Source organism: Streptomyces sp. WAC00040 (assembly GCF_056835925.1).
In genome coordinates, this window is record NZ_JAKQZE010000001.1 from 50,857 (window position 1) to 74,580 (window position 23,724).

Consider the following 23,724-nt stretch of genomic DNA (forward strand, 5'->3'; position numbering starts at 1 on the left):
CGAAACAGTACTCAAGGTAAACCGGCGCTCATTACAGTGTGGCCATGTCCGACGCAGCGGCCCCTGCCTATCTCGCCACCACCGACCGTGAACTGACCGACCGCGCCTACGACTTGCTCGAGGCCGGGCAGATCACGGTCTCGCCTCACGGCTCGGGCGACGTGTACGGCTTCGTGGTGGCCGGTCCGTGTCCCCGCTGCGCCCACCCGATCGTCGACCGGCAGGTCTCGGTCGCGCTCACCGGCACCGGCGGGGTGGGCCGTTCAGCGGGCGCCGGCCCGGTGGAGAGCGTGGTGCTGGACATCTCCTGCGGCTGCGGCAGCACCCACCTGGACGCCCCGGAGGGCCTGACGGGGTGCGGTGCCGCCTTCCGCCTCGAACTGGACATCGTGTGAACCTGCGGCCTCGCAGGCCGGCCGGTCCGCCCACCGCGACCGACCTGGCGGAGCGGGACCGGTTCCGCGAACTGGTGCGCGAGTCGCTGCCCGCGGTGCGTGCGAGCGCGGAGGCGTGGCGGAACGGCCTGGCGGCCTTCATCACCCTGATCGGCGCGGCGATCGTGATCAAGGGGCGGGGCACCACCGCCGAGCTGCCCTTCGGCTGGAGGGTCGCCGTCACCGTGCTCGTCGGCGGTGGGCTGGCCCTGGCCGTGGTGGGTCTGTGGCACGCCCTCGCCGCGCAGGCGGGAAACCGGCCGCTCGCCGTGACACTGGCCGACATCCACCGCGATCACGGATCGGTGGACGGTTTCGAGGTGGCGACGGCGATACGGGCCGCCCGGCGGCTCACCCGTGCCCGCCGTGCGGTCGCCGTGGCCCTCGCGCTGCTGTTCGCCGGCACCGCGCTCAGCTGGTGGGCGCCCGCGGCCCGGCCCGCCTTCCTGAAGGTGACACACGGCTCGGGGACCAGCTGCGGTGTTCTGGTGTCGGCGGACGGCGGCAAGGTCCGCCTGTCCGTGGCCGGGCGGGCGGGCCCGGTCGAGATCCCGCTCGCGTCGGTCGACAACATGGCCGTGACCGGCGCCTGCCCCTAGGTCCCGCCCGCCTGCTGGTGTCCGTCGGCGGCCTGTCGGTGATCTGTCGGCCGTCTGTCGGCGCGGTCGGACACCGTGGTCCCCATGACGCGAATCGACAAGAACGCAGTCGAGGTACGGGGCCTCGTCAAGCACTTCGGGGAGACCAAGGCGCTCGACGGGGTGGACCTCGACGTCCGCGAAGGCACGGTCCTCGGGGTCCTCGGACCCAACGGCGCCGGCAAGACCACCCTCGTACGCTGCCTCTCCACGCTGATCGTCCCCGACGCCGGCCACGCCACCGTCGGCGGCTACGACGTGGTCCGGCAGCCCCGTCAGCTGCGCCGCACCATCGGGCTCACCGGCCAGTACGCCTCGGTGGACGAGAAGCTGTCCGGACGCGAGAACCTGTACATGATCGGGCGGTTGCTCGACCTGTCCCGCAAGGACGCCCGCCGCCGCGCGGAGGAGCTGCTGGAGCGCTTCTCGCTCGCCGAGGCCGCCAAGCGGCCCGCAGGGCAGTACTCCGGCGGTATGCGGCGCCGGCTCGACCTGGCCGCCTCGATGATCGGCCGGCCGGCCGTGCTCTACCTCGACGAGCCGACGACCGGGCTCGATCCCCGCACCCGCAACGAGGTCTGGGACGAGGTGCGGCGGATGGTCGCGGAAGGCGCGACCGTACTGCTCACCACCCAGTACATGGAAGAGGCCGAACAGCTCGCGAGCGAGCTGACCGTCATCGACCGGGGCCGGGTCATCGCGGGCGGAGCCGTGGACGAGCTGAAGGCCAGGGTCGGCGGGCGCACCCTGCAGATCCGGCCGAGCGACCCGGCACAACTGGCCGCCATGGGACGGGCGGTGGCCGAGGCCGGGCTCGACGGCATCGGAGGCGTTTCGGCGGTGCCGGACGAAGGACAGCTGTACGTACCGATCCTCAGCGACGAGCAACTGACCGCGGTCGTAGGTGTGCTGAGCATCCACGGCTTCAAGATCGCGCACATCGGCACCCATCTGCCCAGTCTGGACGAGGTGTTCCTCGCCATCACCGGCGACAAGACCTCGTCCGCACCCGTCGGCACCACGATCCCCGAGGAGGTCGCGGCATGAACGCGGCAACCGTCACCGCCCCCGCCGCCGTTCCCCGCCCGGAGGGGAGGATCGGCCTGCGGGCCAACCTGCGGCACATCGGCGCCCTGGTGCGCCGCAACATCATGCAGATCAAGCAGGACCCGGAGTCGATGTTCGACGTCCTGCTGATGCCGATCGTCTTCACGCTGCTGTTCGTGTACGTCTTCGGCGGCGCCATCTCCGGCAAGGGGAACCAGGACGTGTACGTCAACTACGTGGTCCCCGGGCTGATGGCGATGATGGGCCTGAACATCGCCATGGCCGTCGGGACAGGCATCAACGACGACTTCAGGAAGGGCGTCATGGACCGGTTCCGGACGATGCCCATCGCCCGGTCGTCGGTCCTCGTCGCGAAGATCGTCGTCGAAGTCGGCCGGATGCTGGTCGCCATCGCGATCCTGCTCGGCGTGGGCTTCCTGCTCGGGCTGGAGATCAAGACCTCCGTGCTCGAACTCCTCGGCGCCGTCGGGCTCTCGCTGGTCTTCGGCGCGTCGCTGACCTGGATCTTCATCCTGCTGGGGCTGACGATGAAGACGGCACAGGCCGTCCAGGGGATGGCGGTACTGGTACTGGTGCCGCTGCAGTTCGGTTCATCGATCTTCACACCGCCGTCGACCATGCCCGGCTGGCTGGAGTCGTTCACCGATTACAATCCGCTCTCCAACCTCGCGGACGCGGCCCGCGCGCTCGTCAACGGCGGGCCGGTGGCCCACTCGGTGTGGATGACGCTGGGGTGGGCCGCCGCCATCACGGTGGTGACGGCGCCCCTCGCGATCGCCAGGTTCCGCAAGAAGACGTGACGTTCACTTCGTCCCGCACACCAGGGCGGCGGCCTCCTCCAACGTGAGGCTGCCGCCTTCGGCGTACGCGTCCTCGAAGGCGGCGTCCCCGAGGGCGGCGCGGGCGGTGTCCTCGGCGATGCTGCGGTTCTCCCGCTCCATCGAGGCCATGAAGTGCCGCGGCGGAAGCAGCACTTCATGCGCTCCGAGCAGCCGGGCCGCGAGCAGGGCGTCACCCTCGCCGGCGATCGCACGGGCCGCCGTCAGGATGTGCACCGACGGAATCTGGGGGGCGACCACCATGGACAACGGCTCCATGGCGTAGGCCAGTGCCGTACGGAGTCCTTCGCGAGCCTGCGCATAACGGCCGTCGACCGTGTCCAGCCAGGCCAGGGACCCGATGACGATGCCCTCGAAAATGGCGAGGGTGTCGCTCCTGAGCTCCCGGCGCAGCGTCTGAAGCTCCCTGCGTGCCTCGCCGGTGCGGCCGGAACGGCCGAGCCATGTCGCGAGCAGCGCCCGGGCCAGTGACCTGGCTTCGTACCCGGGGTCGTGTCCGGCGGAGACCACCTCGCGCAGGATGATCTCCGCCTCCTCCCCCCGGCCGGTCTCCAACAGGACGTTCGCCAGGCGGGCCCGCAGAAGGAGCGCCTGCCCCCTGGCGCCGAGCACCGCTGCGTACTCGACGGCCGCGCGGTAGTCGACGGCGGCCTCCTCGTACGCGCCCCGCTGCTCATGGGCCTCGCCGCGGGACGAGAGCGCCTCTGCCATGCCCCAGGCGTCCCCGAGGCGCTCGAAGATCCGCAGACTGCGGTCCGCGTCGCGGTGTGCGTCGCCGGCCCACATGCCGCGGTTGGCCAGGATGTTGGCCCGCCACTGAAGGGCGTTGGCCAATTCCCATTCCGGGCCGTACTCCTCGGCGACCCGCACGGTACGGTCGAGGACACGGCGCAGTTGGTCTCCGTCGCCCGTGACCAGTACGGCGTAGAACCACAGTGAGGCGGGAAAGCGGCAGCTCTGCGGCTGGCCCGCGTCGTAGACGTCGACGACGCGGCGCAGCCAGGCGAGCTTCTCCGGAGTGGTCCACTTCTCGGTGCCGTGGTCCATGTTGACCATCCGGATCAGCGCGGCCTGCCGCCGCGCCTCCGCGAGCAGTTCGGGCGTGAGCGGCGGGGGCGAGTCCGTGCACCGCTCGCTGAGCGGCGGCGCAGGGCGCGCGGGCGGCGCGAAGGGGTCGTGGTGGAGGGCGGCCACGGCATCGGTCCACTGGCGGGCGTCGGACCGCAGGTCCTGCATGTGCCAGAACCATGCCAAGGAGAGCACGAGGCACAGCGCCTCGTGCTCGTCACGGGCGGCGACCGCCCGCCGCAGGGCGGTGCGCAGGTTCTCGTACTCGCGCCGCAGCAGGGCGAGGGCGGCGTGCTGGCCGTGACCGCGGAGCCGGGGCTCGGTGGTACGGGCGAGTTCCCGGTAGTGCACCAGGTGCCGGCGCTCGGCCCCGGCCCGCTCCCCGGCCTCGTCGAGCCGTTCGGCGGCGTACTCGGCGACGGTCTCGAGCAGCCGGTACCGCATCCGCCCGTCGGCGGCGGGCTCGGCGACGACGAGCGACTTGTCGACAAGGGCGCCGACCACTCCGGCGACGTCACCCACGTCCCCCGTGCCGGCGGCGGTCCCGGCCGGGCCCGGTGCGGGGCAGACCGCTTCGGCAGCCGGCAGGTCGCAACCGCCGGCGAAGACCGACAGACGGCGCAGCACCGCCCGTTCCTCGGGGGTGAGCAGGTCCCAGGACCAGTCGACGACCGCGCGGAGCGTCTGCTGACGGGGCAGGACCGTACGGGCGCCGTTCGTCAGGAGACGGAAGCGGTCGTCGAGACGGTCGGCGATCTGGCGCGGTGTGAGCATCCGCAGCCGCGCCGCGGCCAGTTCGACGGCGAGCGGCAGTCCGTCGAGGCGACGGCAGATCTCGACAGCCGCGGCGGCGGTCTCCTCGTCCGCGTCGACACGGAAGCCCGGCCGCGCGGACGCGCCCCGGTCTGCCAGCAGCCGCAGCGCCGTCGCGTCCGGCAGCGGACCCACCGGGCGGACCTGCTCGCCCGGGACCCCGAGCGGTTCGCGGCTCGTGGCCAGGATCGTCAGACCGGGACAGCTGCCCAGCAGGCGCTCCGCGAGCAGCGCCGCGGCCTCCACGACGTGTTCGCAGTTGTCGAGCAGCACCAGCATGCGGCGCCGGGCGCAGTGCTCGGCGAGGCGCACGAGCGGGTCAGCGGCACGCAGCTCCTCCGCGCCCGCGCCGCGCAGTACCGTCTCCCGCGCGCCGAGCGCCGTGAGCACCGCCTCGGAAACGGCCGACGGGTCGCTGACGGGCGCGAGTTCGGCCAGCCAGACGCCGTCGGGCCAGCGGCTGCCCGGCTGTGCGGCTGCCTGTTCCGCGGCCTCCTGCGACAGCCGTGTCTTGCCGGCGCCGCCGGGCCCGAGCAGGGTCACCAGCCGGGCCCGGGACAGGTCCTCGCCGATCTCGCGCAGTTCGGGTTCGCGTCCGACGAAGCTGGTGAGCCGGGCGCGGAGGTTGCCCACGGGGGCGGCCGGCGCCGGCGGGTCCAGCAACTCGGCGTGCAGCGCGGCCAGTTCCGGGCCCGGGTCGGTGCCGAGCCGTTCGGCGAGCCCGCGGCGTACCTCCTCGTACGCCGCGAGGGCCTCGGCGTGCCGGCCGGCGTCGCGCAGCGCCCGGATCCGCAGGGCCTGGAGCCGTTCGTCGAGCGGATGCGCCTCGCACAGGGCCAGCAGCTCCGGGACCGCGGCCTCGGCGCCACCGAGGCAGAGCGCCGCGGCGATCCGCGCGCGGCGGGCGTCCAGCCTGCGTGCCTCCCACCGCGCCTCGGCCGCTTTGCGGTCCGGCAGATCGGCCAGCACCGGTCCCCGCCACAGCGCGAGGGCGTCGTCGAGAAGGGCCGCCGCCGCGGCCGCGTCGCCGTCGTCCAGCGCCCGGGTGCCCTCGCCGGTGAGCCGGTCGAACCGGTGGAGGTCCACGTCGTCGGGGGTGGCGCACAGCCGGTATCCGCCGTCGGCCAGGGCGACCGCCCCCGGCCCGAGGGCGCGGCGCAGCCGGCCGACGAGCGCCTGCAGCGCGCCGGCCGGATCCGCCGGCGGGTCGCAGTCCCACACCTCGTCGACCAGCACGTTCCCGGGGACCGTCCGCCCGGCCCGGAGAGCAAGCGCCGTCAGCAGCGCACGAAGCCGGACGCCGCCGGGCGGGACGGGCGTGCCGTCGTCGCGGACGGCCTGTGTGGTGCCGAGCAGGAGGTAGCGCACCGGCCCATTGTCCCCTCACCCCCACGCACCGACGCCGGCGCCCGTGCCACCCGCTTCAAGATCGCCGCGCACCCGGCGAGGTCCGCGCCGGGTGCCACCCGCGTGCGGCCGTGTCCGGTCACTGGGCCGACCACGCACCTGCCGCCGGGCCGGGGCCACCCGCGCCGGTAGCGCCGCCCGCGTACCCGCCGACGTGCCGGTGGCGCCGCCCGCGTACCGGTGTAGTCGGCACCCCCTCGGGCAGGAGCAGGAACCGGGAACGGCACTGGGGCGTTTGACCCCGTGGCGCCGGTGCGGTCTACTCCGCACACCCGCCCCGCATCCCCCGCCGCACCCCAGGAGCCGCGTTCATGACCACCGCCGCCAGGCGCCGCAGCGACAGCGCCATCAGTCCCGTGTTCCTCGGGATCGCCGCGGTGATGGCGGTCACCGGCTGGGCGGTGTGGACGGACTTCGCGGCCAGCCCGGGGCTGGCCGTCTTCCTCTTCGTGGTCTCCGCCTGGATCGTCTCGCTGTGCCTGCACGAGTACGCGCACGCCCGTACCGCGCTCCACGGCGGCGACATCTCCATCGGCGCCAAGGGCTATCTGACGCTGAACCCGCTGAAGTACACGCACGCCCTGCTGAGCATCGTGCTGCCCGTCATCTTCGTGATCATGGGCGGTATCGGTCTGCCCGGCGGAGCGGTCTTCATCGAGCGGAACCGCATCAGCGGCCGCTGGAAGCACAGCCTGATCTCGGCCGCGGGACCGCTGACGAACGTGCTGTTCGCCGCCGTGTGCACCGCCCCGTTCTGGCTCGGCGCCCTGGACGGCGTCCCGGTCGCGTTCCGCTTCGCGCTGGCGTTCCTCGCGATGCTCCAGGTCACTGCCGCGCTCCTGAACTTCCTGCCGGTCCCGGGCCTGGACGGCTACGGCGTGATCGAGCCCTGGCTGTCGTACAAGGTGCGCAGGCAGGTCGAGCCGATCGCCCCGTTCGGGTTGATCATCGTCTTCGTCGTCCTCTTCATCCCCGAGGTCAACGGCATGTTCTTCGACGCCGTCTACGGGATCATGCAGGCCCTCGGGGTGGACGAGCTCGGCGTCCACTGCGGCCGGGACCTGTTCGAGTTCTGGAAGGGCCAGGACGAGTTCTGCGCCGTCCGCGCCTGACGCGTCAGGCGGAGCCGGACCCGGCGGCCCGCTCCGCCTTCGCCCGACGCAGGTAGTACCAGGCCATGTTCGACGCGAGGCCCGCGAGCAGCACCCACACGACTCCGAGCCACATGCCCTGCACGAAGGAGATCACCGCCGCGACGACGGCGAGGGCGCAGACGGCGAGGGAGTAGAGAGCGAGGCGGGGCATGGGGTACGGCTCCTGTCGGGTCCTGCGGGCGGTTCGGCCCTCCAGTGTCCCCCATGCGCCCCCCTGCCCGCCCGTCTCCCCCGTGCGCGCCCCCGCCCGGCGAGAACGCGCCGCCGCCGACGGCCCTACACGTCGGTGACGCGCAGCCCCGCGTGTGCCTTGTAACGGCGGTTGACCGAGATCAGGTTGGCGACCAGCGACTCGACCTGATGGGCGTTGCGCAGGCGGCCGGCGAAGACGCCCCGCATGCCAGGGATACGGGCGGCCAGCGCCTGCACGATGTCGGTGTCGGCGCGGACCTCGCCCAGCACCATCACATCGGTGTCGATCTCCTCGATCGACTCGTCCTGCAGCAGCACGGCGGACAGATGGTGGAACGCCGCCGTCACCCGCGAGTCGGGCAGCAGGACGGCCGCCTGCTCGGCGGCGCTGCCCTCCTCCGGCTTGAGCGCGTACGCGCCCTTCTTGTCGAAGCCGAGCGGGTTGACGCAGTCGACGACGAGCTTGCCGGCGAGCTCCTTCTGCAGCGTCTCCAGCGTCTTGGCGTGCCCGTCCCACGGCACGGCCACGATCACCACGTCGCTGCGCCGCGCGCACTCCGCGTTGTCGGCGCCCTCGACGCCGAGGCCCAGTTCCCGTGCGGCGGCCTCGGCGCGCTCCACGGAACGGGAACCGATGATCACCTTCTGGCCGGCCCTGGCCAGCCGGTAGGCCAGTCCCCGGCCCTGGTCGCCGGTGCCGCCGAGGACGCCGACGACGAGGCCGGAGACGTCAGGGAGGTCCCAGGGGTCCCTGGCCGGCGTCTTGGCCGCGGAGCCCGGACTTTCAGTACCACTAGTAGTCATGGCCCGACCTTACTTCGCGGTACGGCCTCCCGATCGGGTGAGCCGTGCCCGACAGTGCCGCGCCGGGCGGCGGCGCGGTGCAGGATGCCGGTCCATGGACGCCGTACGCGTCGCGCTGTTGCGCGAAGTCCTCGCCGGGACCCAATGGCCCGCCGCGGCCCGCCGGTTCGCCGGGGCGCTGCGCTCCTCCGTGGTGCCGCACGGCGGCGGTCTGCTGCTGGTGGGGACGCGGCAGTACGAGCCGTGGCACATGGCCGCCCACCTCGTCGACGAGGCGGCATGGTCGGGACAGCCGGAGCTCGCCCCGACGCTCGTGCGGCACCGGGTGGGCGCCGGGGACCCGGCGCATCTGGCCGTCGGGCTGGGCAGGCTGGAGGCGGCCCGCCGCGGCGAGACCCTGCTGCTGGTGGCCCCCGCCGCGCCCGACCAGGGCCTGCTGGAACGGGTCCACGACGCGCGTCGGGCCGGGGCGACGGTCCTGGCCCTCGACGGCGGCGATCACGAGGTGCGGAGCCTCGCGCACGAGGCGCTGCCGGTTCCGGGCCCTGACCACGTGGACGGGGCGGCCGAGATCGACATCGACACGGTGCAGCACCTGGTGAGCGCGGCGGCCGGCGAGAACTGCGTGCCGGCGCCGCGCGGCCGGTCGCGCTTCAGGGACCGGCTGTCGCGTCTCGCGGACCAGCTGACGGCACCGCCCCCTCCGCGCTGGTGACACCGGGGGAAAATCGGTTGCCCGGGGCCATCAGCGGACCGAGCATGGCCCCCCGTGACCTCCAAGCCCTCCCTGCTCGCGGCAGTGCTGCCCGACCTCTCCCCGTTGCGGTCGTCCCGCGGGTTCCGGCTTCTGTGGATTCAGGGGCTGGTCACCTACTTCGCGAGCTTCATGGCGATGATCGCGCTGCCGCTGCAGATCAAGGACCTGACCGGCTCCCCGCTCGCCGTGGGTGCGATGGGCGCGGTCGAACTGGTCCCGCTCATCGTCTTCGGCCTCTACGGCGGTGCCCTCGCGGACGCCGTCGACCGGCGCAGGATGATCCTCGGCACCGAGGCCGGTCTCGGTCTGCTGGCCATGATCCTGCTCGTGAACGCCGCGCTTCCCGAGCCGATGCTCTGGCCCCTGTACCTGGTGGCGGCGGGCGTGTCGGCCTGTTCCGGGCTGCAGCGCCCGGCCCTGGACTCGCTGATCGCCCGGATCGTGCCGCACGACCAGCTCACGGCGGCCGCGGCGCTCAACGCCGTCCGCTGGCAGGCGGGCGCGATCGCCGGTCCGGCGGTGGCGGGCGTCGTCGTCGCCTACGCCGGTCACGCGCCGGCGTACGGGCTCACCGTCATCGGCTTCGCCGCCTCCGTGCTGCTGTGCCTGCGCCTGGACCCGGCACCGCCGGCGCACGACGCGCAAAGGCCTTCCTTGCGGGGCATCGCGGAGGGCGCGCGGTACGCGTGGTCGCGGCCGGTGCTGCTGGGCACGTACGCCATCGACCTGGCCGCGATGGTGTTCGCCTTCCCGAACACGATCTTCCCGTTCCTGGCGGACGACCTGGACGCGGAGTGGGCCCTCGGCCTCATGTACGCGGCGGGGTCGGTCGGCTCCGTGCTGCTCAGCCTCACCAGCGGCTGGACGTCACGGGTACGCCGCCACGGCCTCTTCGTGGTCTTCGGCGCGGCGGGGTGGGGGCTGGCGGTGGCCGCGGCGGGATGGTTCTCGAACGTGTGGCTGGTACTGCTGTGCCTGGCCTTCGCGGGCGCCGGGGACATGCTGAGCGGCCTCGGCCGCTCGACCATCTGGAACCAGACGATCCCCGAGTCCCTCCGGGGCCGCCTCGCGGGCATCGAGGTCCTCTCCTACAGCGTCGGCCCGCAGCTCGGCCAGGTCCGCGCCGGCGCGACGGCGGGCTGGACGGGCACGCGTCCGGCGATCTGGAGCGGCGGGGTGGTGTGTCTGGTGTCGGTGGGGCTGCTGGCGGCGGTGCTGCCGAAGCTGGTCACGTACGACGCGGCGACGGACGAGGACGCGGTGGCGCGACGGGCGGCGGGTGCGGGTGCGTGACGCCTGCGGCGGGCGTTTCCCCTACCCTCCCCTTCGCGAACCGGGCAAGCCCCGGACCCCTTACCGCGCTTCGCGCGGTGCCCGCAGGCTTCCCCCTACGCCCCGGCGGCTGCCGCCAGGCCGTAGGGGGAGGGAGGGAAGCCCCGCCCGGCGGCCCCGCCCCCTAGTCCTCGGACGGCCGGGCCGCCCCGTCGTGCCAGCGGGGGTCGTTCTCCCATTCGAGATTCCGTTCCCGCGCCGTCTCCATCGCCTGCGTCGCCTCCACGCGGGACGGGTACGGGCCGAAGCGGTCCTTCGCGGGACACTCGGGGCCTTCCTCGACCTTCTTGTGCTGGAGGCAGTAGTACCACTCGCCCGGCTTGCCCACCGTGCGCTTCTTGAACAGGGCCATCGTCGGCTCCTTCCTCTGAGGCCATGCTGCCCCAGCGGGCCTGGTTAGACTCGCTGCCATGTCTGGCCAGTCGCTGCTCGTACCAGGGGAGCTCTCTCCCACCCGATCCGTACCCGGCAACATCCGGCGTCCCGAGTATGTCGGGAAACCCGCGCCGACCCCGTACTCCGGGCCGGAGGTCCAGGACGCGGACACCATCGAGCGGATGCGCATCGCGGGCCGCATCGCCGCGCAGGCGATGGAGGAGGCCGCCAAGCACATCGCGCCGGGGGTGACCACCGACGAACTGGACCGGGTCGCGCACGAATTCATGTGCGACCACGGAGCGTACCCGTCCACGCTCGGCTACCGCGGCTTCCCGAAGTCGCTGTGCGCCTCGATCAACGAGGTCATCTGCCACGGCATCCCGGACTCCACGGTGCTGCGGGACGGCGACATCGTGAACCTGGACGTCACGGCGTACATCAACGGTGTGCACGGCGACAACAACGCCACCTACCTCTGCGGTGACGTCGACGAGGAGTCGCGGCTGCTCGTCGAGCGCACCCGGGAGTCGCTGAACCGCGCGATCAAGGCGGTCCGGCCGGGCCGCCAGGTCAATGTCATCGGCCGGGTGATCGAGTCGTACGCCAAGCGCTTCGGTTACGGCGTCGTCCGCGACTTCACGGGGCACGGCATCAACTCGTCGTTCCACTCCGGACTGATCATCCCGCACTACGACGCGGCGCACGCGACCACCGTGATCCAGCCGGGCATGACGTTCACCATCGAGCCGATGCTCACGCTGGGGACGTACGAGTACGACATGTGGGACGACGGCTGGACGGTCGTGACGAAGGACCGCAAGCGCACCGCGCAGTTCGAACACACGCTGGTGGTGACGGACACCGGGGCGGAAATTCTTACGTTGCCCTGACTCGTGAGGTGGGTAACGTCTTTACCGACAGGTCGTCGGGAACCCGTTGACTTAGGTAAGCCTAAGTATCAGGATCGGTGGTGGCAACAGCCGCTGCCGTTCGTTCCCGACCTCTTCGGTCCCTGGAGGCCCGCCTTGGAAGCAACCGGCACGCCCTTCTCGACGCAGATCCGTCTCGCTTCGCACGAGCGCCACACGACCGTGCAGATGTCGTCCTTCATGGACGACCTGCTCGGCGGCCGGCTGGGTGTCGAGGCGTACACGCGGTACACCGAGGAGCTGTGGTTCGTCTACCGGGCACTGGAAGGCGCGTCCGAGACGTTGAAGGACGACCCGGTCGCGGGCCCCTTCATCCGGCCCGAGCTGATGCGCACCGCGGAGCTGGAGCGCGACCTCGGGCATCTGCGGGGTGGGGGCGTCCGGCCCGAGGAGCTCGTACCGCTGGCGTCGACGGCCGCCTACGCGGCCCGGATCGAGGAGTGCGCGCGGACCTGGCCCGCGGGTTATGTGGCGCACCACTACACCCGTTATCTGGGCGACCTCTCCGGCGGCCAGGTGCTGCGCGACGTGGCGGAGAAGACCTGGGGCTTCGACCGGAAGGGCGACGGCGTCCGGTTCTACGTCTTCGAGCAGATCGCCAACCCGGCCGCGTTCAAGCGCGGTTACCGCGAGCTGCTGGACGCGGTCCGGGCCGACGACCTGGAGAAGCAGCGCATGATCGAGGAGTGCCGCGTCGCGTTCGACCACAACGTGGCCATCCTCCGTGACCTCGAGCGGGAGTTCCCGCTCAGCGCGTGACCTCCGGCATGGTCACCGCGTGCGGCAGCCGGGCCCGTTCGCTGCGCTGAAGGGTCATCCGCGTGGCGGGCGCGGTCGGGCGCCCCTCGGCGGGCCGGGGCATGGGCGCGGAGCCGGCCGTGGGCGCGGACACCGGAGCGGGTGCCGCGAGGCGTACGCGTCCGCCGATCTCCACGATGCCGTCAGGGCCGGGGGCGGTCAGGATCTGCGATCCCCGGCCCTGAGTGATGTTCAGCGCCCGGCCGAGCCGGTCCGTCAGCAGCAGCGCCGCCGCGCCCGTGGCCTCGTCCTCCACGGCGAGGTCGCCGCGCGGCCCGAACGCGCGCGCCCTCACCCGGCCGGCCGCCTCGTCCTCCCAGGCCCACGCGTACAGCCTGCCCTCGCCGGGCGGCGGAACGGGCAGTGCGTCGACCTCGGCGGGCGACGCGTACTGCTCGAGCCGCCGCGGCGGCGCCCATTCGGCACGGGCCGTGATCCAGGTGAACTCGCCGTCGTCGCGCACCCATACCTCGCCCGCCGGCGGGCGTACGGCCTGGAGGTCCAGCAGCCAGGCGACGCCGACGAGCGGATGCCCGGCGAAGGTCAGGCGCTGCGCGGGCGTGTAGATGTCGACGGCCCCGCGCTCCGGGTCGTCCACGAACACCATCTCGCTGAAGCCCAGTTGGGCGGCGAGCGCCTGCCGGGAGCCGCGGTCCGGGTGGCGACGGGCGTCACGCACCACGCCGAGGGCGTTTCCGTGCCGCCCGTCACCGCCACAGAAGACGTGGAGGACGTCGAGAACCTCGGGTACGCCGAGCGCGTCGAGTTCGTTCACGCAGGCATTCAAGCATCCCCGTTCGCCAACGGGCGGTCCCACGGCGGCGGACGGCGAGGACCGGGGGGTGTTCGGCCTCCGGTCGGCCCGGCCGTCGGCGAGGTCACGGTGTGGGCGCTGTATCCGGTCCCGGCGTCGGGCCTGCCACGGGCCCCGGTAGGGTTCGGACGGTCCATGGGGGTCGAGGAGCAGAAGGCAACCGATGAGAAGGCTGGGTCGGGCGGCGACGGGTCTCGCGGCGACGGCGGTACTGTCCCTGACGGCGAGCGCGTGTGTGACGGTGCACGGGGAACTGGCAGTCGTCCCTTCGGCGACGAAGGACGAGGCGGCGAAGGCTCTCGCGGCGTTCACGGAGGCGTACAACAAGGCCGACAAGGCCTATGATCCGGCGTTGGACGCGGCTCATGTCACCGGTGCGCTCGGTGCGATCAACCAGGCCGGCCTCAAGGCCCGCCAGGTCAACTTCCCGGGCGGCAACCCGAGTCATGTGCCGCTGGAGCTGACCGACGCGAAGTTCACCATCCCCAAGAAGGCCGGCTGGCCGCGCTGGTTCGTCGCGGACACCGACTCCAACCGCGACCGGGACGACAGCGCTGCGGACAACCGCTGGGTCCTGGTCTTCGTGCGCGCGGGCGCGGACGAAGGATGGAAGGCCGCCTACCTGACGATCATGCTCCCCCAGCAGATCCCCGCCTTCAGGACGGACAAGGACGGTTACGCGGAGCCCGTCGCCCCGGACAGCGCGGCGACGGCGGTCGCGCCCCGCAACCTGAGCGAGGAGTACGCCTCCTACATGCAGAACGGGAAGCCGGACCACTTCAAGCCCGGCCCCCACACCTCTGTCTGGCGCGAGGACCGCAGGAAGAACGCGAACGTGCCGGGCGTGAACACCCAGTACCTCGACCAGCCGCTGGACACCGGCGCCTTCGGGCCCCTGGGCCTGATGACCCGCGACGGCGACGCCTTCGTCTTCTTCTCGGTCCGCAACTTCGAACGCCAGACGGCCGCGAAGGGCGTACGGCTGAAGGTGGTGCCGGACGTCAAGGCACTGCTGACCGGCGAGGTGAGAACCACGATCACCAAGGAGCGGGTCTCCAGCCAGGTGGTCCTCGTCCCGCCGGGCAACGGTGGCGAGCCCGGCCAAGCGGTGGACGTCGTGGGCCGTCTGACGGGGCTGGTCGCGGCGGAGGGCTCGTAACGGGACTCGCCGTTCAGGGGCGGGTGCGCCGGAATTCACCGTTCAACGGTGGGTGGTCGCCGAGGCTCGCCGCTCCCCCTGCCGGTGTCTGCCGGCTCGCGGGCGTGCCGCTCAGCCGGACGGTGGCCGGGGGGCGACCGGGCCTACCGCTCACGCGAGACGGTGGCCGGGGCTAGCCCCGGGCGTACCGGTCCGCGTACCGGTGGCCGACTCGCGGACGGGTCCGCCGTGCGCCGTGGCACGCCGGGCCGCGACCTGGCGCGAAACCCGGGCTCAGCGGCCGAGGGGCCAGGCTGCCGCGTGGTGGTCGATGTCCTCGTTCTCGCCCGCGTACTTCGCGCAGGCGTCCGTCAGCGTCTCCAGCAGGGTCAGCGGGTCCGGCAGCGGATGCTCCGGGCCGCGGACCCAGGCGACCGCCAGGTCACCGTCGCCGGGGAGACGGGCGGGCGGTACGAGAACGTAGCTGCCGCGGCAGTGCCAGCGCAGGCCGGGGTGCTCGTCCATCGTCTCCGGGTGGCAGTCCAGGGCGCAGGGCCACCATTCGTCCTCGTCCTCCGGGGTGCCCCGGGTGGCGGTGAAGAACAGCATCCGGTCCTCGCCGACCTCGGCGACCGGGCCGACGTCGATGCCCCGCTCGAGCAGCCGGGCGAGCGCGCCCCGGCCGGCCTCGAGGGGGACGTCGAGCACGTCGTGCACCATGCCGGTGGCGGTGATGAAGTTCGCCTCCGGCTGCCCCTGCGCCCAGCGCTGGATCTGCGCCCTGTCGGTCGTCGACTGGGTCTGCCAGGCGAACGAGACCGGATGGGTGGCGGGTGTCGGACAGCCGATGCGCTCACAGGAGCAGCGGTAGCCGATCGGGTGGGCGGCGGGCGCGAGCGGCAGTCCGGCGGCGGCGGCGGCCAGCAGCAGGTCCTCGCGCTGCGAGTCCTCCGCGTCGGTGTTCCCGCTGCGGCGGCGCAGCCACTGCGCCAGCCTGCTCTCCCGGGAAGGCCTGCCCTCCGTGCCGCGGTAGCGGCCGATACCGTCGCCCATCTATCCCCTCACACCTCACGCTCGCCCCACGCGGACCCTGCCATGGTCCCACCATCCTGCTCCCCGGGTGGCCACAGTTCTCAACCGGGGTGGGGCACGTCGTCGTCCCGGGGGCGCACGGGATCAGTCGCGGGGCGCGAGACCGTTCACGGCACAGTCCACGATCTGGTCGGCGTACTCGTGGGTCAGGGGCAGGGTGCGCAGCAGCCAGCGGTGGGCGAGCGGCCCGGTGAAGAGCTCGAGGGCGACGCGCAGATCGATCCCGGACCGCACCTGGCCCGCCTCCTGCGCGGCGCGCAGCCGCGTGACGTAGAGCTGGAGCTGCGGCTCGAGCAATCTTTCGACGAACTGGGCGCCGACCTCCGCGTTGACCACGCCCTCTGCGGTGAGCGCGCGGGCGGGGGCGTCGTAGACGGGGGTGTTCATCTCGTCGACGGTGGCGCGCAGGACGGTGCGGAGGTCGGCCTCGATGTCCCCGGTGTCGGGAATCTCATAGCCGCCGGGCCCGGCCGCCTCCGCCGCCTGGTCCGCCATGTCGAGGAACGCCTCGAGGAGCACGGCGGCCTTCGAGGGCCACCAGCGGTAGATCGTCTGCTTGCCGACACCGGCGCGGGCGGCGATGCCTTCGATGGTGGTCTTCGGGTAGCCGATCTCACCGACGAGGGCGAGGGCAGCGTCGTAGATCGCGCGCCGGGAGCGTTCGCTCCGGCGGGCGGAGTCGGGTGCCTTCATCTCGGTCATGGCAGCCAATCTAGCAGCGATGAACCGAGACGTCTCGTCTCACTCTTGTGTGCGGAGCGGCCAGGCGTCGCCCCATTCGGCGTCCCTGGCGTCCTTGTAGAGCGCGCCGTGGCGCTTGGTCACCGTGTCCCGGCGCAGCCCGTCGTCCCTGGTGCAGAGGTCGAGCAGCACCATGCCCTTGCGGATCTGCGGCTTGCGGGTGACCCGGGCGGTCGCCGGTTCCACGGGGAAGCGGGTGGCGGCCACGTAGCTGAACTTCTCGTCCTCGTACGCCAGCGAACCGCCCTTCACTTGGCGGTGCAGCGACGAACGGGAGACGCGGGCGGCGAAGTGGCACCAGTCGGAGCCCGGCTCTATGGGGCAGGCGACGCTGTGGGGGCAGGGGGCGGCGATGTGCATCCCTGCGGCGATCAGGGCGTCGCGGGCCTCGATGATCCGCTCGTAACCGTCGGGGGTGCCGGGCTCGACGACGACGACGGCGCCTGCGCCGGCCGCGCGCGCGGACTCCGTGACGACGGCGGCACGGGCGGCGGGGTCGAGCTCGTTGAGGACGTACGACACCGTGACGAGATCAGTGCTCTCGATGCGGAGCGCCGAGCTGATCCGCGAGCGCTGCCATTGGGCGGCCTGGAGGGAGGGCACCTGCGAGGCGCGGGCCAACTCCCGGCCGAGCGCGAGCGCGGGCTCGGCCCAGTCGAGGACCGTTGTGCTCGGCGCCGCCTCCTCCCACGCGTCGGCGACCGCCCAGCTCGCGGCGCCGGTCCCGCCGCCGATGTCGGTGTGCGTGCCCGGCACCCAGCCGGGCGCCGCGGCCCGCAGCGCTTCGAGCGCGGCCCGCACCGCCTCGAAGGTGGCGGGCATCCGGTACGCGGCGTAGGCGACGACATCGCTCCGGTCCCGCAGGATGGGCGAACCGGTGGGAGTGTTCCCCCGATAGTTCGCGATCAGCCGCTCGACGGCCCGCGCGGCCTGCGTGGGCGGCAGCCCGTCCAGCAGCCCGGCGAGGGCGCTTCGCAGGGTCTCGGCGGTGGGGGCGGGGGCGGCGTTCACCGGAAGAGTCTACGCGGGGCGGGCGGCCCGCCCGACGTGCCGGCGGGGACCCGGGCGGGCGGGCCGGGGCCGCCCGCCCGGTCCCACTCAGACCACCCCCGCCTTCCCCCTCCACGGCCTGCACAGCAGCAAGAAGCACAGCATCGATCCCACCCCGCACACCACCTGCACGACGGCCATCGGTACGGCAGTCGACTCGCCCGCGATGCCGACCAGCGGCGAGGCGACCGCGCCGACGAGGAACGACGCCGTACCGATCAGTGCCGACGCCGAGCCCGCCGCGTGCGGGGTGCGCAGCAGTGCCAGCGCGTTGGTGTTGGGCAACGCCAGCCCCATCGCGGACATCAGGACGAACAGGCCCGCCGCGATCGGGAACAGCCCCACCTCGCCGAAGACGCCGGAAGTCATCAGCAGCAGCGCGGCCGCCGAGAGCGTGATCACGGCCAGGCCGAAGCCGAGGACCTTGTCGAGGCTGACCCGGCCGACGAGGAGTCGGCCGTTGATCTGGCCGACCGAGATCAGGCCGATCGAGTTGAGGCCGAAGAGCAGGCTGAACGTCTGCGGCGAAGCGCCGTAGATCTCCTGCACGACGAACGGCGAAGCCGCGATGTACGCGAAGAGCGCGGCGAAGGCGAGCCCGCCGGTGAGCATGTAGCCGGTGAAGATCCGGTCGGCGAGCAGCCCGCGCATGGTGCGCAGCGCCTGGCCCACTCCGCCGCTGTGCCGCTTCTCCACCGGCAGCGTCTCGTCGAGCCATCTGACGACCACGAGTGTGAGCAGGACGCCGACGGCGGTGAGCACGACGAAGATGCCGCGCCAGTCGGTGACCCGCAGCACCTGGCCGCCGATGAGCGGCGCGATGATGGGTGCGACGCCGGAGATGAGCATCAGGGTGGAGAAGAACCGGGCCATCTCCACGCCGTCATAGACGTCGCGCACCACCGCGCGGGCGATGACGATGCCGGCCGCGCCCGCGAGGCCCTGCAACAGCCGGAAGCCGATGAGCAGTTCGGCGGTCGGCGCGAAGGCGCACATCGCGGTGGCGATCACGTAGACGAGCATGCCGACGAGCAGCGGGCGCCGGCGTCCCCACTTGTCGCTCATGGGGCCGACGACGAGCTGGCCGAGGGCCATGCCGGCGAGGCAGGCGGTGAGGGTGAGCTGGACGGTCGCCGCGGGGGCGTGCAGCGAGTCGGTGACCGCGGGCAGCGCCGGGAGGTACATGTCCATGGACAGCGGCGGCAGCGCGGTGAGGCCGCCGAGGACCAGTGTGACAAGGAGCCCTGCCCGGCGGGCGGCGGCGACACCGGCGGCGGCCGGACCGGTGACGGAGCCGGTGACAGCTGCGGTGACCGGGGCAGCGGCTGCGGCCGTTGCACCGTCCCGCGGCGCGGGGACCGCGGCGGAGACCGGGGGCGTGGATGCCGGTCCGGGATGCGTGGTTCGTCCTTGTTTGCTCTGGCCGCTCTCCGGCATCTACAGCTCCTAATCCTATTTTCAACATCTATGCTCTCAGCTCGTCCGGGCTGACCAAGACGTTTTCGGCGTGAACAGGGGTGGACGAGTGATGAGCGACACCGTGCGGTGGGGCGTCCTGGCGACCGGCGGCATGGCCGCGAGGTTCGTGGAGGATCTGGCGGCCATGCCCGACGCCGAGGTCGTGGCGGTGGCGTCCCGCACCGAGGCGTCCGCCAAGACCTTCGCCGACCGTTTCGGCATCGCGCGGGCGTACGGGGACTGGGCCTCGCTCGCCGCCGACGAGGACATCGATGTCGTGTACGTCGCGACGCCGCACTCCGCGCACCGGGCCGCCGCCGGGCTCTGCCTGGCGGCCGGGAAGCCGGTTCTGTGCGAGAAGCCGTTCACCCTGAACGCGGCCGAGGCGGCGGAACTCGTCGAACTCGCCCGCCTCCACGGCACCTTCCTCATGGAGGCCATGTGGATGTACTGCCACCCGGCCGTCCGCCGCATCGCCGAACTGGTCCGCGAGGGCGCGATCGGTGACGTCCGTACCGTGCACGCCGACTTCGGGATCGCGGGCCCGTTCGCCCCGGACCACCGGCTGCGGGACCCCGCGCTCGGCGGCGGCGCGCTGCTCGATCTCGGCGTCTACCCGGTCGCGTTCGCGCTGCTGCTGCTCGGCGAACCGGAGCGGGTGCAGGCGGACGCGCTGTTGTCCCCGGAGGGTGTGGACCTCAACACCGGGATGCTGCTCGGCTGGCCGGACAAGGGCGCGACGGCTCTGCTCTCCTGCTCGATCACGGCCGGCACCCCGGTCACGGCGTCCGTGACAGGGACGACCGGCCGGATCGACGTCCCGGACGGGTTCTTCTTCCCCGAGCGCTTCGTCCTGCACCGCGACGGCAAGGAGCCGGAGGAGTTCCTCTTCGACGGCCGCCGGGACTCGCTGCAGCACGAGGCGGCCGAGGTGATGCGTGCCGTGCGGGCGGGCGAGAAGGAGTCGCCCCTCGTCCCGCTCGAAGGCACGCTCGCCGTGATGCGGACGCTCGACACGGTGCGTGAGCTCATCGGCGTCCGCTTCCCGGGCGAACGCCACGGCGGATGACGGCACGCACCAGGGCCTGACTCCGGCGAGGGCCGGGACAGTGGGGACCGGCCCGCCTTCCGGCACGTCGCACGACGTGCCGGACGGCCGGCCGCAAGGCGCCCGACGCCAGGTCAGACCTGCTGGAGCCCCGGGTTCCCTGCCTGCGTCACGAACGACGCGGTCGTGGTGACGGGCGCGCCCGGCGTCGTCACGGCCGCCACCGTGCGGAAGTCGGCACGCGCCTGCTGGTCCTCGAGGGTGACCGTCACATAGCCGCGGCGTCCGTTGTAGAGCTTCATGTGCGGGTTCGCCGTGGTGTACGTCTCCCAGGTGGCCGGCTTGTCGGCGCCGTCCTTGCCGCTGGAGATCGACGTGGCCACGATCTCGGTGCCGACGATCTCCGCGCCGGGTGTCTCGTAGTCACGCTTGATGTCGTAGGCGTAGGCGACGTGCACGTCGCCGGTGAGGACCATCAGGTTCTCCACACCGGCGGACTTCGCGCCGTCCAGGACCCGGTCGCGCGAGGCGGGGTAGCCGTCCCACGCGTCCATGCTGAGCTTGGGGTCGTCGGTCAGGTCCAGGCTGCGCCGGGAGAAGTTGACCTGCTGGGGCACGACGTTCCAGACGGCGGTGGACGCACGCCAGCCGTCGATCAGCCAACGCTCCTGCTGCGCGCCGGTCATCGTGCGCGACGGGTCCTCCGACTCGGGTCCCGAGACGTGCGCCCGGTCGCCGTACGCCTGGTCCGAGCGGTACTGGCGGGTGTCCAGCACGTCGAACTGGGCCAGCTGCCCGAAGTGCAGCCGGCGGTAGAGCTGCATGTCCGGTCCGGCCGGCTGCTGCGGCGCGCGCAGCGGCTGGTTCTCCCAGTACGCCCGGTAGGCAGAGGCCCGGCGCAGCAGGAACTCCTGTGGCGGTACGCCGTTCTCGGGTGTCTCGTCGGCGTAGTTGTTCTCCGTCTCGTGGTCGTCCCAGGTGACGACGAAGGGGTGTGCGGCGTGGGCGGCCCGGAGGTCGGGGTCGGACTTGTAGAGCCCGTACCGCATCCGGTAGTCCTCCAGGGTGACCGTCTCACGGTTGAAGTGGGCCGGCAGGACGCGGTCGGTGTAGTTGCGGGCGCCGCCCGCCGAGTTCACGGCGTACTCGTAGAGGTAGTCGCCGAGGTGGAAGACGACGTCGAGGTCCTCGTCCGCGAGGTGCCGGTACGCGGTGAAGTAGCCGTCGTGGTAAGCCTGGCAGGACACGGCCGCGAGCTTCAGCCGGCCGAGGACGGCGCCGGGAGCGGGCGCGGTGCGGGTGCGGCCGGCGGGGCTGATCCACGTGCCGGTGCGGAAGCGGTAGTGGTAGATCCGGTCCGCCTCCAGGCCGGCGGCCTCGACGTGGACGCTGTGGTTGAACTCGGGGAAGGCGGTGACGCTGCCCCGCTTGGCGATCCGGGTGAACGCCGCGTCGTGGGCGACCTCCCACTGGACCTGGACCCTGGCGTCGGGCATGCCGCTGCCCGGCTCGTACGGCCTGGGCGCGAGGCGGGTCCACAGCACGACGGACGCGGGCAGGGGGTCACCGGACGCCACGCCGAGCGTGAAGGGGTTCTCGGTGATCTTCCGGCCGTTGACCGTAGTGGCGTGCGCGGTGCCGGGCAGGTTCACCGCGAACGCGAGCGCCGCGGCGGCGGACGTGGCGGTGAGGAAGGTACGTCGCCCGAAGTACCGGGCGGCAGCTTGGAGTTCGGGCGAGTGGGTCGTGTGCGCGGATGTCATGTGGCCCTCCCCTTGCGGCTGTTGTCAGTCGCATTGCAGCCGGAGCCGACGAATCCGCGTTGTCGGGGACACAACATGCGCATGGCGGTCGGATGAGATCCGTGTACGACGCATGCGCGTACGCTGCGCAAGCATGAACGCTGTAGCGAGAATCGCGGTGGTGACAGGTGCGGGCTCCGGCATCGGCCGGAGCGTGGCGCTGGAACTGGCACGAGCAGGACAGGACACGGCCTCCGGTTCGGCTGTTCGCCCGAAGTGGGCACTGGCGCTCGCCGGTCGGCGTCACGAGTCGCTGGAGGAGACCGCGGCACTGATCCGTGGCGTCCGGTCGGACGCGGACGTGCTCTGCGTACCGACGGACGTGACCGAACCCGACGCGGTGGCGGCCCTCTTCGCCACGGTCCGTGAGCGCTACGGGCGGCTCGACCTGCTCTTCAACAACGCCGGCACGTTCGGGCCCGGCGGCATCCGCTTCGAGGACCTGGAGTTCTCCGCCTGGCGCAAGGTCGTCGACACGAACCTGAACGGCGCGTTCCTGTGCGCGCAGGCGGCGTTCCGGCAGATGAAGGAGCAGGACCCGCAGGGCGGCCGGATCATCAACAACGGCTCCGTCTCCGCGCACGCGCCGCGCCCCGACTCGGCGCCGTACACCGCGACCAAGCACGCGCTGACCGGTCTGACGAAGTCCCTTTCACTGGACGGCCGTCGATACTCGATCGCCTGCGGCCAGATCGACATCGGCAACGCGGCGACCGAGATGACGGGTGCCATGCAGACGGGCGTCCTCCAGGCCGACGGCAGGCTGGCGCCGGAGCCGGTGATGGACGCGGCCGACGTGGCCCGGACAGTACGGCACATGGCTGAGCTGCCGCTGGAGGCGAACGTGCAGTTCGTGACGGTGATGGCGACGAACATGCCGTTCATCGGACGGGGCTGACGGGACGCCCCACGCCCCGAGGAGGTGGGGGCCCGGTGCCTCCCTCGTTCGGCTCCGCCGGCCGTCCCCACCATGGCACTCTGCGGTCATGGAGCACACGGACACCGGCTGGGAGACGATCGGCCGCCTGCACGACTGGCTGCACGAGAACAGCAAGTACCCGCCGGAGCAGGAGGTCCTGCTGCGCGTACTGAAGCTCTCCGAGGAGGTGGGCGAGGTCGCGCAGGCAGTCATCGGCGCGAAGGGCCAGAACCCGCGCAAGGGCACGACGCACAACTGGCAGGACGTCGAGGCCGAACTGTGCGACGTGATCATCACGGCCATGGTGGCCCTGCGCACGCTCACCCCGGACGCGGCGGAGGTCTTCGCGTCACATCTCGACCTCGTGGCGTCCCGCTCCCTGGAGACCTGAGCCGCACCGCGCCCGTACACATGGTTTCGAAGCCGTCACTCTCGGAAGACTCCCGAGTGGGGAAGGAAGCATCGCGCTGTAACGGAGCTGCGGGGGGCCGGAGTTGGGCTTTCGATGCGCTGCCTGTGACGGCCCCGGCGCCCGCTGGGACGCCGACCGCCGCACCGCGTTGTGCGCACGGTGCGAGCACCCCACGCGGTCCGGCCGCGATCCCGTCCTGCTGGGCGACATCCTGACGGCCACGGGCGACGCGCTGACGTTCGCGACCCGCACGGCCGCCGCCGCGCCGGGCTCCGCGGCCTGCCGCGAGTGCGGGAGCAGCGCGGAGCGGCACCGCACGGTGCACGGCCGATGGATACTCATCGAGCCCGGCGCCCTCGCGGTCACCACGGTCCCCGTCGGCCACCGCTGGCGCATCGCCGGTGACGGCACAGCGGTCCAGCTGCGATCGGCCGCCCCCTTGGGCACCTGCCGGGTCAGCCACGTCGACGTCTGCCCGGCCCGCCCGGCGCCCGCGCACTCACCGGCGTTGCACGCGGTGTGGCGGCGGAACGCCCGGCAGGGCGTGTGACGGATGACCGGACAGTCCTCGCTCGGTCCGTCAACTCGCCCTGCCAGAAACCTGGTTGACACCTGTTGGTCGACAGCGGTTTGATCTGG

The 23,724-nt window shown here is 72.3% G+C and carries 24 protein-coding genes; 14 read left to right on the plus strand and 10 right to left on the minus strand.

Annotation, left to right across the window (positions count from 1 at the left end; all coding sequences use genetic code 11):
• The first annotated feature begins 44 nt into the window (after window positions 1-44).
• The 4 genes from MDN94_RS00230 (at window position 45) to MDN94_RS00245 (ending at window position 2,940) form a co-directional block, all read left to right on the plus strand.
• Window positions 45-395: a hypothetical protein gene (locus tag MDN94_RS00230; protein ID WP_482723992.1), complete on the plus strand. Its 351-nt coding sequence runs from the start codon at window positions 45-47 to the stop codon at window positions 393-395.
• Window positions 392-1,033: a hypothetical protein gene (locus MDN94_RS00235; RefSeq protein WP_482723993.1), complete on the plus strand. Its 642-nt coding sequence runs from the start codon at window positions 392-394 to the stop codon at window positions 1,031-1,033. Before MDN94_RS00230 ends, MDN94_RS00235 begins: the two co-directional genes overlap by 4 nt.
• 84 nt (window positions 1,034-1,117) lie before the next feature.
• The gene (locus MDN94_RS00240; RefSeq protein ID WP_482723994.1) at window positions 1,118-2,119 is read left to right on the plus strand and encodes an ATP-binding cassette domain-containing protein; all 1,002 of its coding nucleotides are present in this window, start codon (window positions 1,118-1,120) and stop codon (window positions 2,117-2,119) included.
• Window positions 2,116-2,940 (plus strand): ABC transporter permease, encoded by an 825-nt coding sequence (locus tag MDN94_RS00245; RefSeq protein ID WP_482723995.1) that lies wholly within the window; start codon window positions 2,116-2,118, stop codon window positions 2,938-2,940. The genes MDN94_RS00240 and MDN94_RS00245 overlap by 4 nt, the downstream gene beginning before the upstream one ends.
• A gap of 3 nt (window positions 2,941-2,943) precedes the next feature.
• On the opposite strand, the gene MDN94_RS00250 is transcribed toward MDN94_RS00245, so the two are convergent.
• The gene (locus MDN94_RS00250) at window positions 2,944-6,228 is read right to left on the minus strand and encodes an ATP-binding protein (protein WP_482723996.1); all 3,285 of its coding nucleotides are present in this window, start codon (window positions 6,226-6,228) and stop codon (window positions 2,944-2,946) included.
• A 350-nt stretch (window positions 6,229-6,578) separates the two neighbouring features.
• On the opposite strand from MDN94_RS00250, the gene MDN94_RS00255 reads away from it, so the two are divergent.
• Window positions 6,579-7,379, plus strand: a complete 801-nt coding sequence (locus tag MDN94_RS00255) for a site-2 protease family protein (RefSeq protein WP_441262699.1) — start codon at window positions 6,579-6,581, stop codon at window positions 7,377-7,379.
• Window positions 7,380-7,383: 4 nt separating this feature from the next.
• Here the strand turns inward: MDN94_RS00255 and MDN94_RS00260 are convergent, their stop codons facing one another.
• Both MDN94_RS00260 and npdG read right to left on the minus strand, forming a co-directional pair.
• The gene (locus MDN94_RS00260; protein ID WP_453460289.1) at window positions 7,384-7,572 is read right to left on the minus strand and encodes a hypothetical protein; all 189 of its coding nucleotides are present in this window, start codon (window positions 7,570-7,572) and stop codon (window positions 7,384-7,386) included.
• Between the two features lie 125 nt (window positions 7,573-7,697).
• The gene (gene npdG / locus MDN94_RS00265; protein ID WP_482723997.1) at window positions 7,698-8,417 is read right to left on the minus strand and encodes an NADPH-dependent F420 reductase; all 720 of its coding nucleotides are present in this window, start codon (window positions 8,415-8,417) and stop codon (window positions 7,698-7,700) included.
• Window positions 8,418-8,511: 94 nt separating this feature from the next.
• Here npdG and MDN94_RS00270 point away from each other — a divergent pair, with 94 nt between their 5' ends.
• Window positions 8,512-9,132: a hypothetical protein gene (locus tag MDN94_RS00270; protein WP_482723998.1), complete on the plus strand. Its 621-nt coding sequence runs from the start codon at window positions 8,512-8,514 to the stop codon at window positions 9,130-9,132.
• 54 nt (window positions 9,133-9,186) lie between these two features.
• A complete protein-coding gene (locus tag MDN94_RS00275; protein ID WP_482723999.1) occupies window positions 9,187-10,467 on the plus strand; it encodes an MFS transporter in 1,281 nt (426 codons plus the stop codon).
• A 163-nt stretch (window positions 10,468-10,630) separates the two neighbouring features.
• Here MDN94_RS00275 and MDN94_RS00280 read toward each other — a convergent pair whose 3' ends face one another.
• Window positions 10,631-10,858 carry a hypothetical protein gene (locus MDN94_RS00280; protein WP_482724000.1) on the minus strand — a complete coding sequence of 76 codons (228 nt, stop codon included), beginning with the start codon at window positions 10,856-10,858 and terminating at the stop codon, window positions 10,631-10,633.
• Between the two features lie 58 nt (window positions 10,859-10,916).
• Here MDN94_RS00280 and map point away from each other — a divergent pair, with 58 nt between their 5' ends.
• Together map and MDN94_RS00290 are read left to right on the plus strand one after the other, a co-directional pair.
• Window positions 10,917-11,774 carry a type I methionyl aminopeptidase gene (gene map / locus MDN94_RS00285; protein ID WP_482724001.1) on the plus strand — a complete coding sequence of 286 codons (858 nt, stop codon included), beginning with the start codon at window positions 10,917-10,919 and terminating at the stop codon, window positions 11,772-11,774.
• Between the two features lie 135 nt (window positions 11,775-11,909).
• Window positions 11,910-12,572 carry a biliverdin-producing heme oxygenase gene (locus MDN94_RS00290; protein ID WP_482724002.1) on the plus strand — a complete coding sequence of 221 codons (663 nt, stop codon included), beginning with the start codon at window positions 11,910-11,912 and terminating at the stop codon, window positions 12,570-12,572.
• Here MDN94_RS00290 and MDN94_RS00295 read toward each other — a convergent pair.
• Window positions 12,562-13,386: a PhzF family phenazine biosynthesis protein gene (locus MDN94_RS00295; RefSeq protein ID WP_482724003.1), complete on the minus strand. Its 825-nt coding sequence runs from the start codon at window positions 13,384-13,386 to the stop codon at window positions 12,562-12,564. The genes MDN94_RS00290 and MDN94_RS00295 overlap by 11 nt on opposite strands.
• A gap of 202 nt (window positions 13,387-13,588) precedes the next feature.
• On the opposite strand from MDN94_RS00295, the gene MDN94_RS00300 reads away from it, so the two are divergent.
• Window positions 13,589-14,584 carry an SCO2278 family lipoprotein gene (locus MDN94_RS00300; protein WP_482724004.1) on the plus strand — a complete coding sequence of 332 codons (996 nt, stop codon included), beginning with the start codon at window positions 13,589-13,591 and terminating at the stop codon, window positions 14,582-14,584.
• A 273-nt stretch (window positions 14,585-14,857) separates the two neighbouring features.
• Here MDN94_RS00300 and MDN94_RS00305 read toward each other — a convergent pair whose 3' ends face one another.
• The 4 genes from MDN94_RS00305 to MDN94_RS00320 form a co-directional block, all read right to left on the minus strand.
• Entirely contained in the window at window positions 14,858-15,616 is a 759-nt protein-coding gene (locus MDN94_RS00305) for a bifunctional DNA primase/polymerase (RefSeq protein ID WP_482724005.1), read from the minus strand.
• Window positions 15,617-15,739: 123 nt separating this feature from the next.
• Window positions 15,740-16,357 carry a TetR/AcrR family transcriptional regulator gene (locus MDN94_RS00310; RefSeq protein WP_482724006.1) on the minus strand — a complete coding sequence of 206 codons (618 nt, stop codon included), beginning with the start codon at window positions 16,355-16,357 and terminating at the stop codon, window positions 15,740-15,742.
• 39 nt (window positions 16,358-16,396) lie between these two features.
• A complete protein-coding gene (locus MDN94_RS00315) occupies window positions 16,397-17,407 on the minus strand; it encodes a small ribosomal subunit Rsm22 family protein (protein ID WP_482724007.1) in 1,011 nt (336 codons plus the stop codon).
• Between the two features lie 87 nt (window positions 17,408-17,494).
• Window positions 17,495-18,883 (minus strand): Bcr/CflA family multidrug efflux MFS transporter, encoded by a 1,389-nt coding sequence (locus MDN94_RS00320; protein WP_482724008.1) that lies wholly within the window; start codon window positions 18,881-18,883, stop codon window positions 17,495-17,497.
• A 91-nt stretch (window positions 18,884-18,974) separates the two neighbouring features.
• On the opposite strand from MDN94_RS00320, the gene MDN94_RS00325 reads away from it, so the two are divergent.
• Entirely contained in the window at window positions 18,975-19,973 is a 999-nt protein-coding gene (locus MDN94_RS00325; protein WP_482724009.1) for a Gfo/Idh/MocA family protein, read from the plus strand.
• Between the two features lie 113 nt (window positions 19,974-20,086).
• On the opposite strand, the gene MDN94_RS00330 is transcribed toward MDN94_RS00325, so the two are convergent.
• Window positions 20,087-21,715 carry an alkaline phosphatase D family protein gene (locus MDN94_RS00330; RefSeq protein ID WP_482724010.1) on the minus strand — a complete coding sequence of 543 codons (1,629 nt, stop codon included), beginning with the start codon at window positions 21,713-21,715 and terminating at the stop codon, window positions 20,087-20,089.
• 133 nt (window positions 21,716-21,848) lie between these two features.
• Between MDN94_RS00330 and MDN94_RS00335 the strand changes: the two genes are divergently transcribed.
• From MDN94_RS00335 to MDN94_RS00345, 3 genes are all read left to right on the plus strand, one after another.
• Window positions 21,849-22,652 carry an SDR family oxidoreductase gene (locus tag MDN94_RS00335; RefSeq protein WP_482724011.1) on the plus strand — a complete coding sequence of 268 codons (804 nt, stop codon included), beginning with the start codon at window positions 21,849-21,851 and terminating at the stop codon, window positions 22,650-22,652.
• 88 nt (window positions 22,653-22,740) lie between these two features.
• On the plus strand, window positions 22,741-23,064 hold the full coding sequence (locus MDN94_RS00340; protein WP_482724012.1) for a MazG-like family protein: 324 nt from the start codon (window positions 22,741-22,743) through the stop codon (window positions 23,062-23,064).
• A 103-nt stretch (window positions 23,065-23,167) separates the two neighbouring features.
• Window positions 23,168-23,635 carry a DUF6083 domain-containing protein gene (locus MDN94_RS00345; protein ID WP_482724013.1) on the plus strand — a complete coding sequence of 156 codons (468 nt, stop codon included), beginning with the start codon at window positions 23,168-23,170 and terminating at the stop codon, window positions 23,633-23,635.
• The last annotated feature ends 89 nt before the right edge of the window (window positions 23,636-23,724 follow it).

Bases quoted from the DNA above. Each gene is read 5' to 3' on its own strand.
- MDN94_RS00245 (WP_482723995.1), top strand. From the start codon at position 2,116: ATGAACGCGGCAACCGTCACCGCCCCCGCCGCCGTTCCCCGCCCGGAG.
- map (WP_482724001.1), top strand. From the start codon at position 10,917: ATGTCTGGCCAGTCGCTGCTCGTACCAGGGGAGCTCTCTCCCACCCGA.
- MDN94_RS00330 (WP_482724010.1), bottom strand. From the start codon at position 21,715: ATGACATCCGCGCACACGACCCACTCGCCCGAACTCCAAGCTGCCGCC.
- MDN94_RS00300 (WP_482724004.1), top strand. From the start codon at position 13,589: ATGAGAAGGCTGGGTCGGGCGGCGACGGGTCTCGCGGCGACGGCGGTA.
- MDN94_RS00230 (WP_482723992.1), top strand. From the start codon at position 45: ATGTCCGACGCAGCGGCCCCTGCCTATCTCGCCACCACCGACCGTGAA.
- MDN94_RS00340 (WP_482724012.1), top strand. From the start codon at position 22,741: ATGGAGCACACGGACACCGGCTGGGAGACGATCGGCCGCCTGCACGAC.
- MDN94_RS00335 (WP_482724011.1), top strand. From the start codon at position 21,849: ATGAACGCTGTAGCGAGAATCGCGGTGGTGACAGGTGCGGGCTCCGGC.
- MDN94_RS00255 (WP_441262699.1), top strand. From the start codon at position 6,579: ATGACCACCGCCGCCAGGCGCCGCAGCGACAGCGCCATCAGTCCCGTG.
- npdG (WP_482723997.1), bottom strand. From the start codon at position 8,417: ATGACTACTAGTGGTACTGAAAGTCCGGGCTCCGCGGCCAAGACGCCG.
- MDN94_RS00280 (WP_482724000.1), bottom strand. From the start codon at position 10,858: ATGGCCCTGTTCAAGAAGCGCACGGTGGGCAAGCCGGGCGAGTGGTAC.
- MDN94_RS00260 (WP_453460289.1), bottom strand. From the start codon at position 7,572: ATGCCCCGCCTCGCTCTCTACTCCCTCGCCGTCTGCGCCCTCGCCGTC.
- MDN94_RS00270 (WP_482723998.1), top strand. From the start codon at position 8,512: ATGGACGCCGTACGCGTCGCGCTGTTGCGCGAAGTCCTCGCCGGGACC.
- MDN94_RS00325 (WP_482724009.1), top strand. From the start codon at position 18,975: ATGAGCGACACCGTGCGGTGGGGCGTCCTGGCGACCGGCGGCATGGCC.
- MDN94_RS00240 (WP_482723994.1), top strand. From the start codon at position 1,118: ATGACGCGAATCGACAAGAACGCAGTCGAGGTACGGGGCCTCGTCAAG.
- MDN94_RS00310 (WP_482724006.1), bottom strand. From the start codon at position 16,357: ATGACCGAGATGAAGGCACCCGACTCCGCCCGCCGGAGCGAACGCTCC.
- MDN94_RS00320 (WP_482724008.1), bottom strand. From the start codon at position 18,883: ATGCCGGAGAGCGGCCAGAGCAAACAAGGACGAACCACGCATCCCGGA.
- MDN94_RS00305 (WP_482724005.1), bottom strand. From the start codon at position 15,616: ATGGGCGACGGTATCGGCCGCTACCGCGGCACGGAGGGCAGGCCTTCC.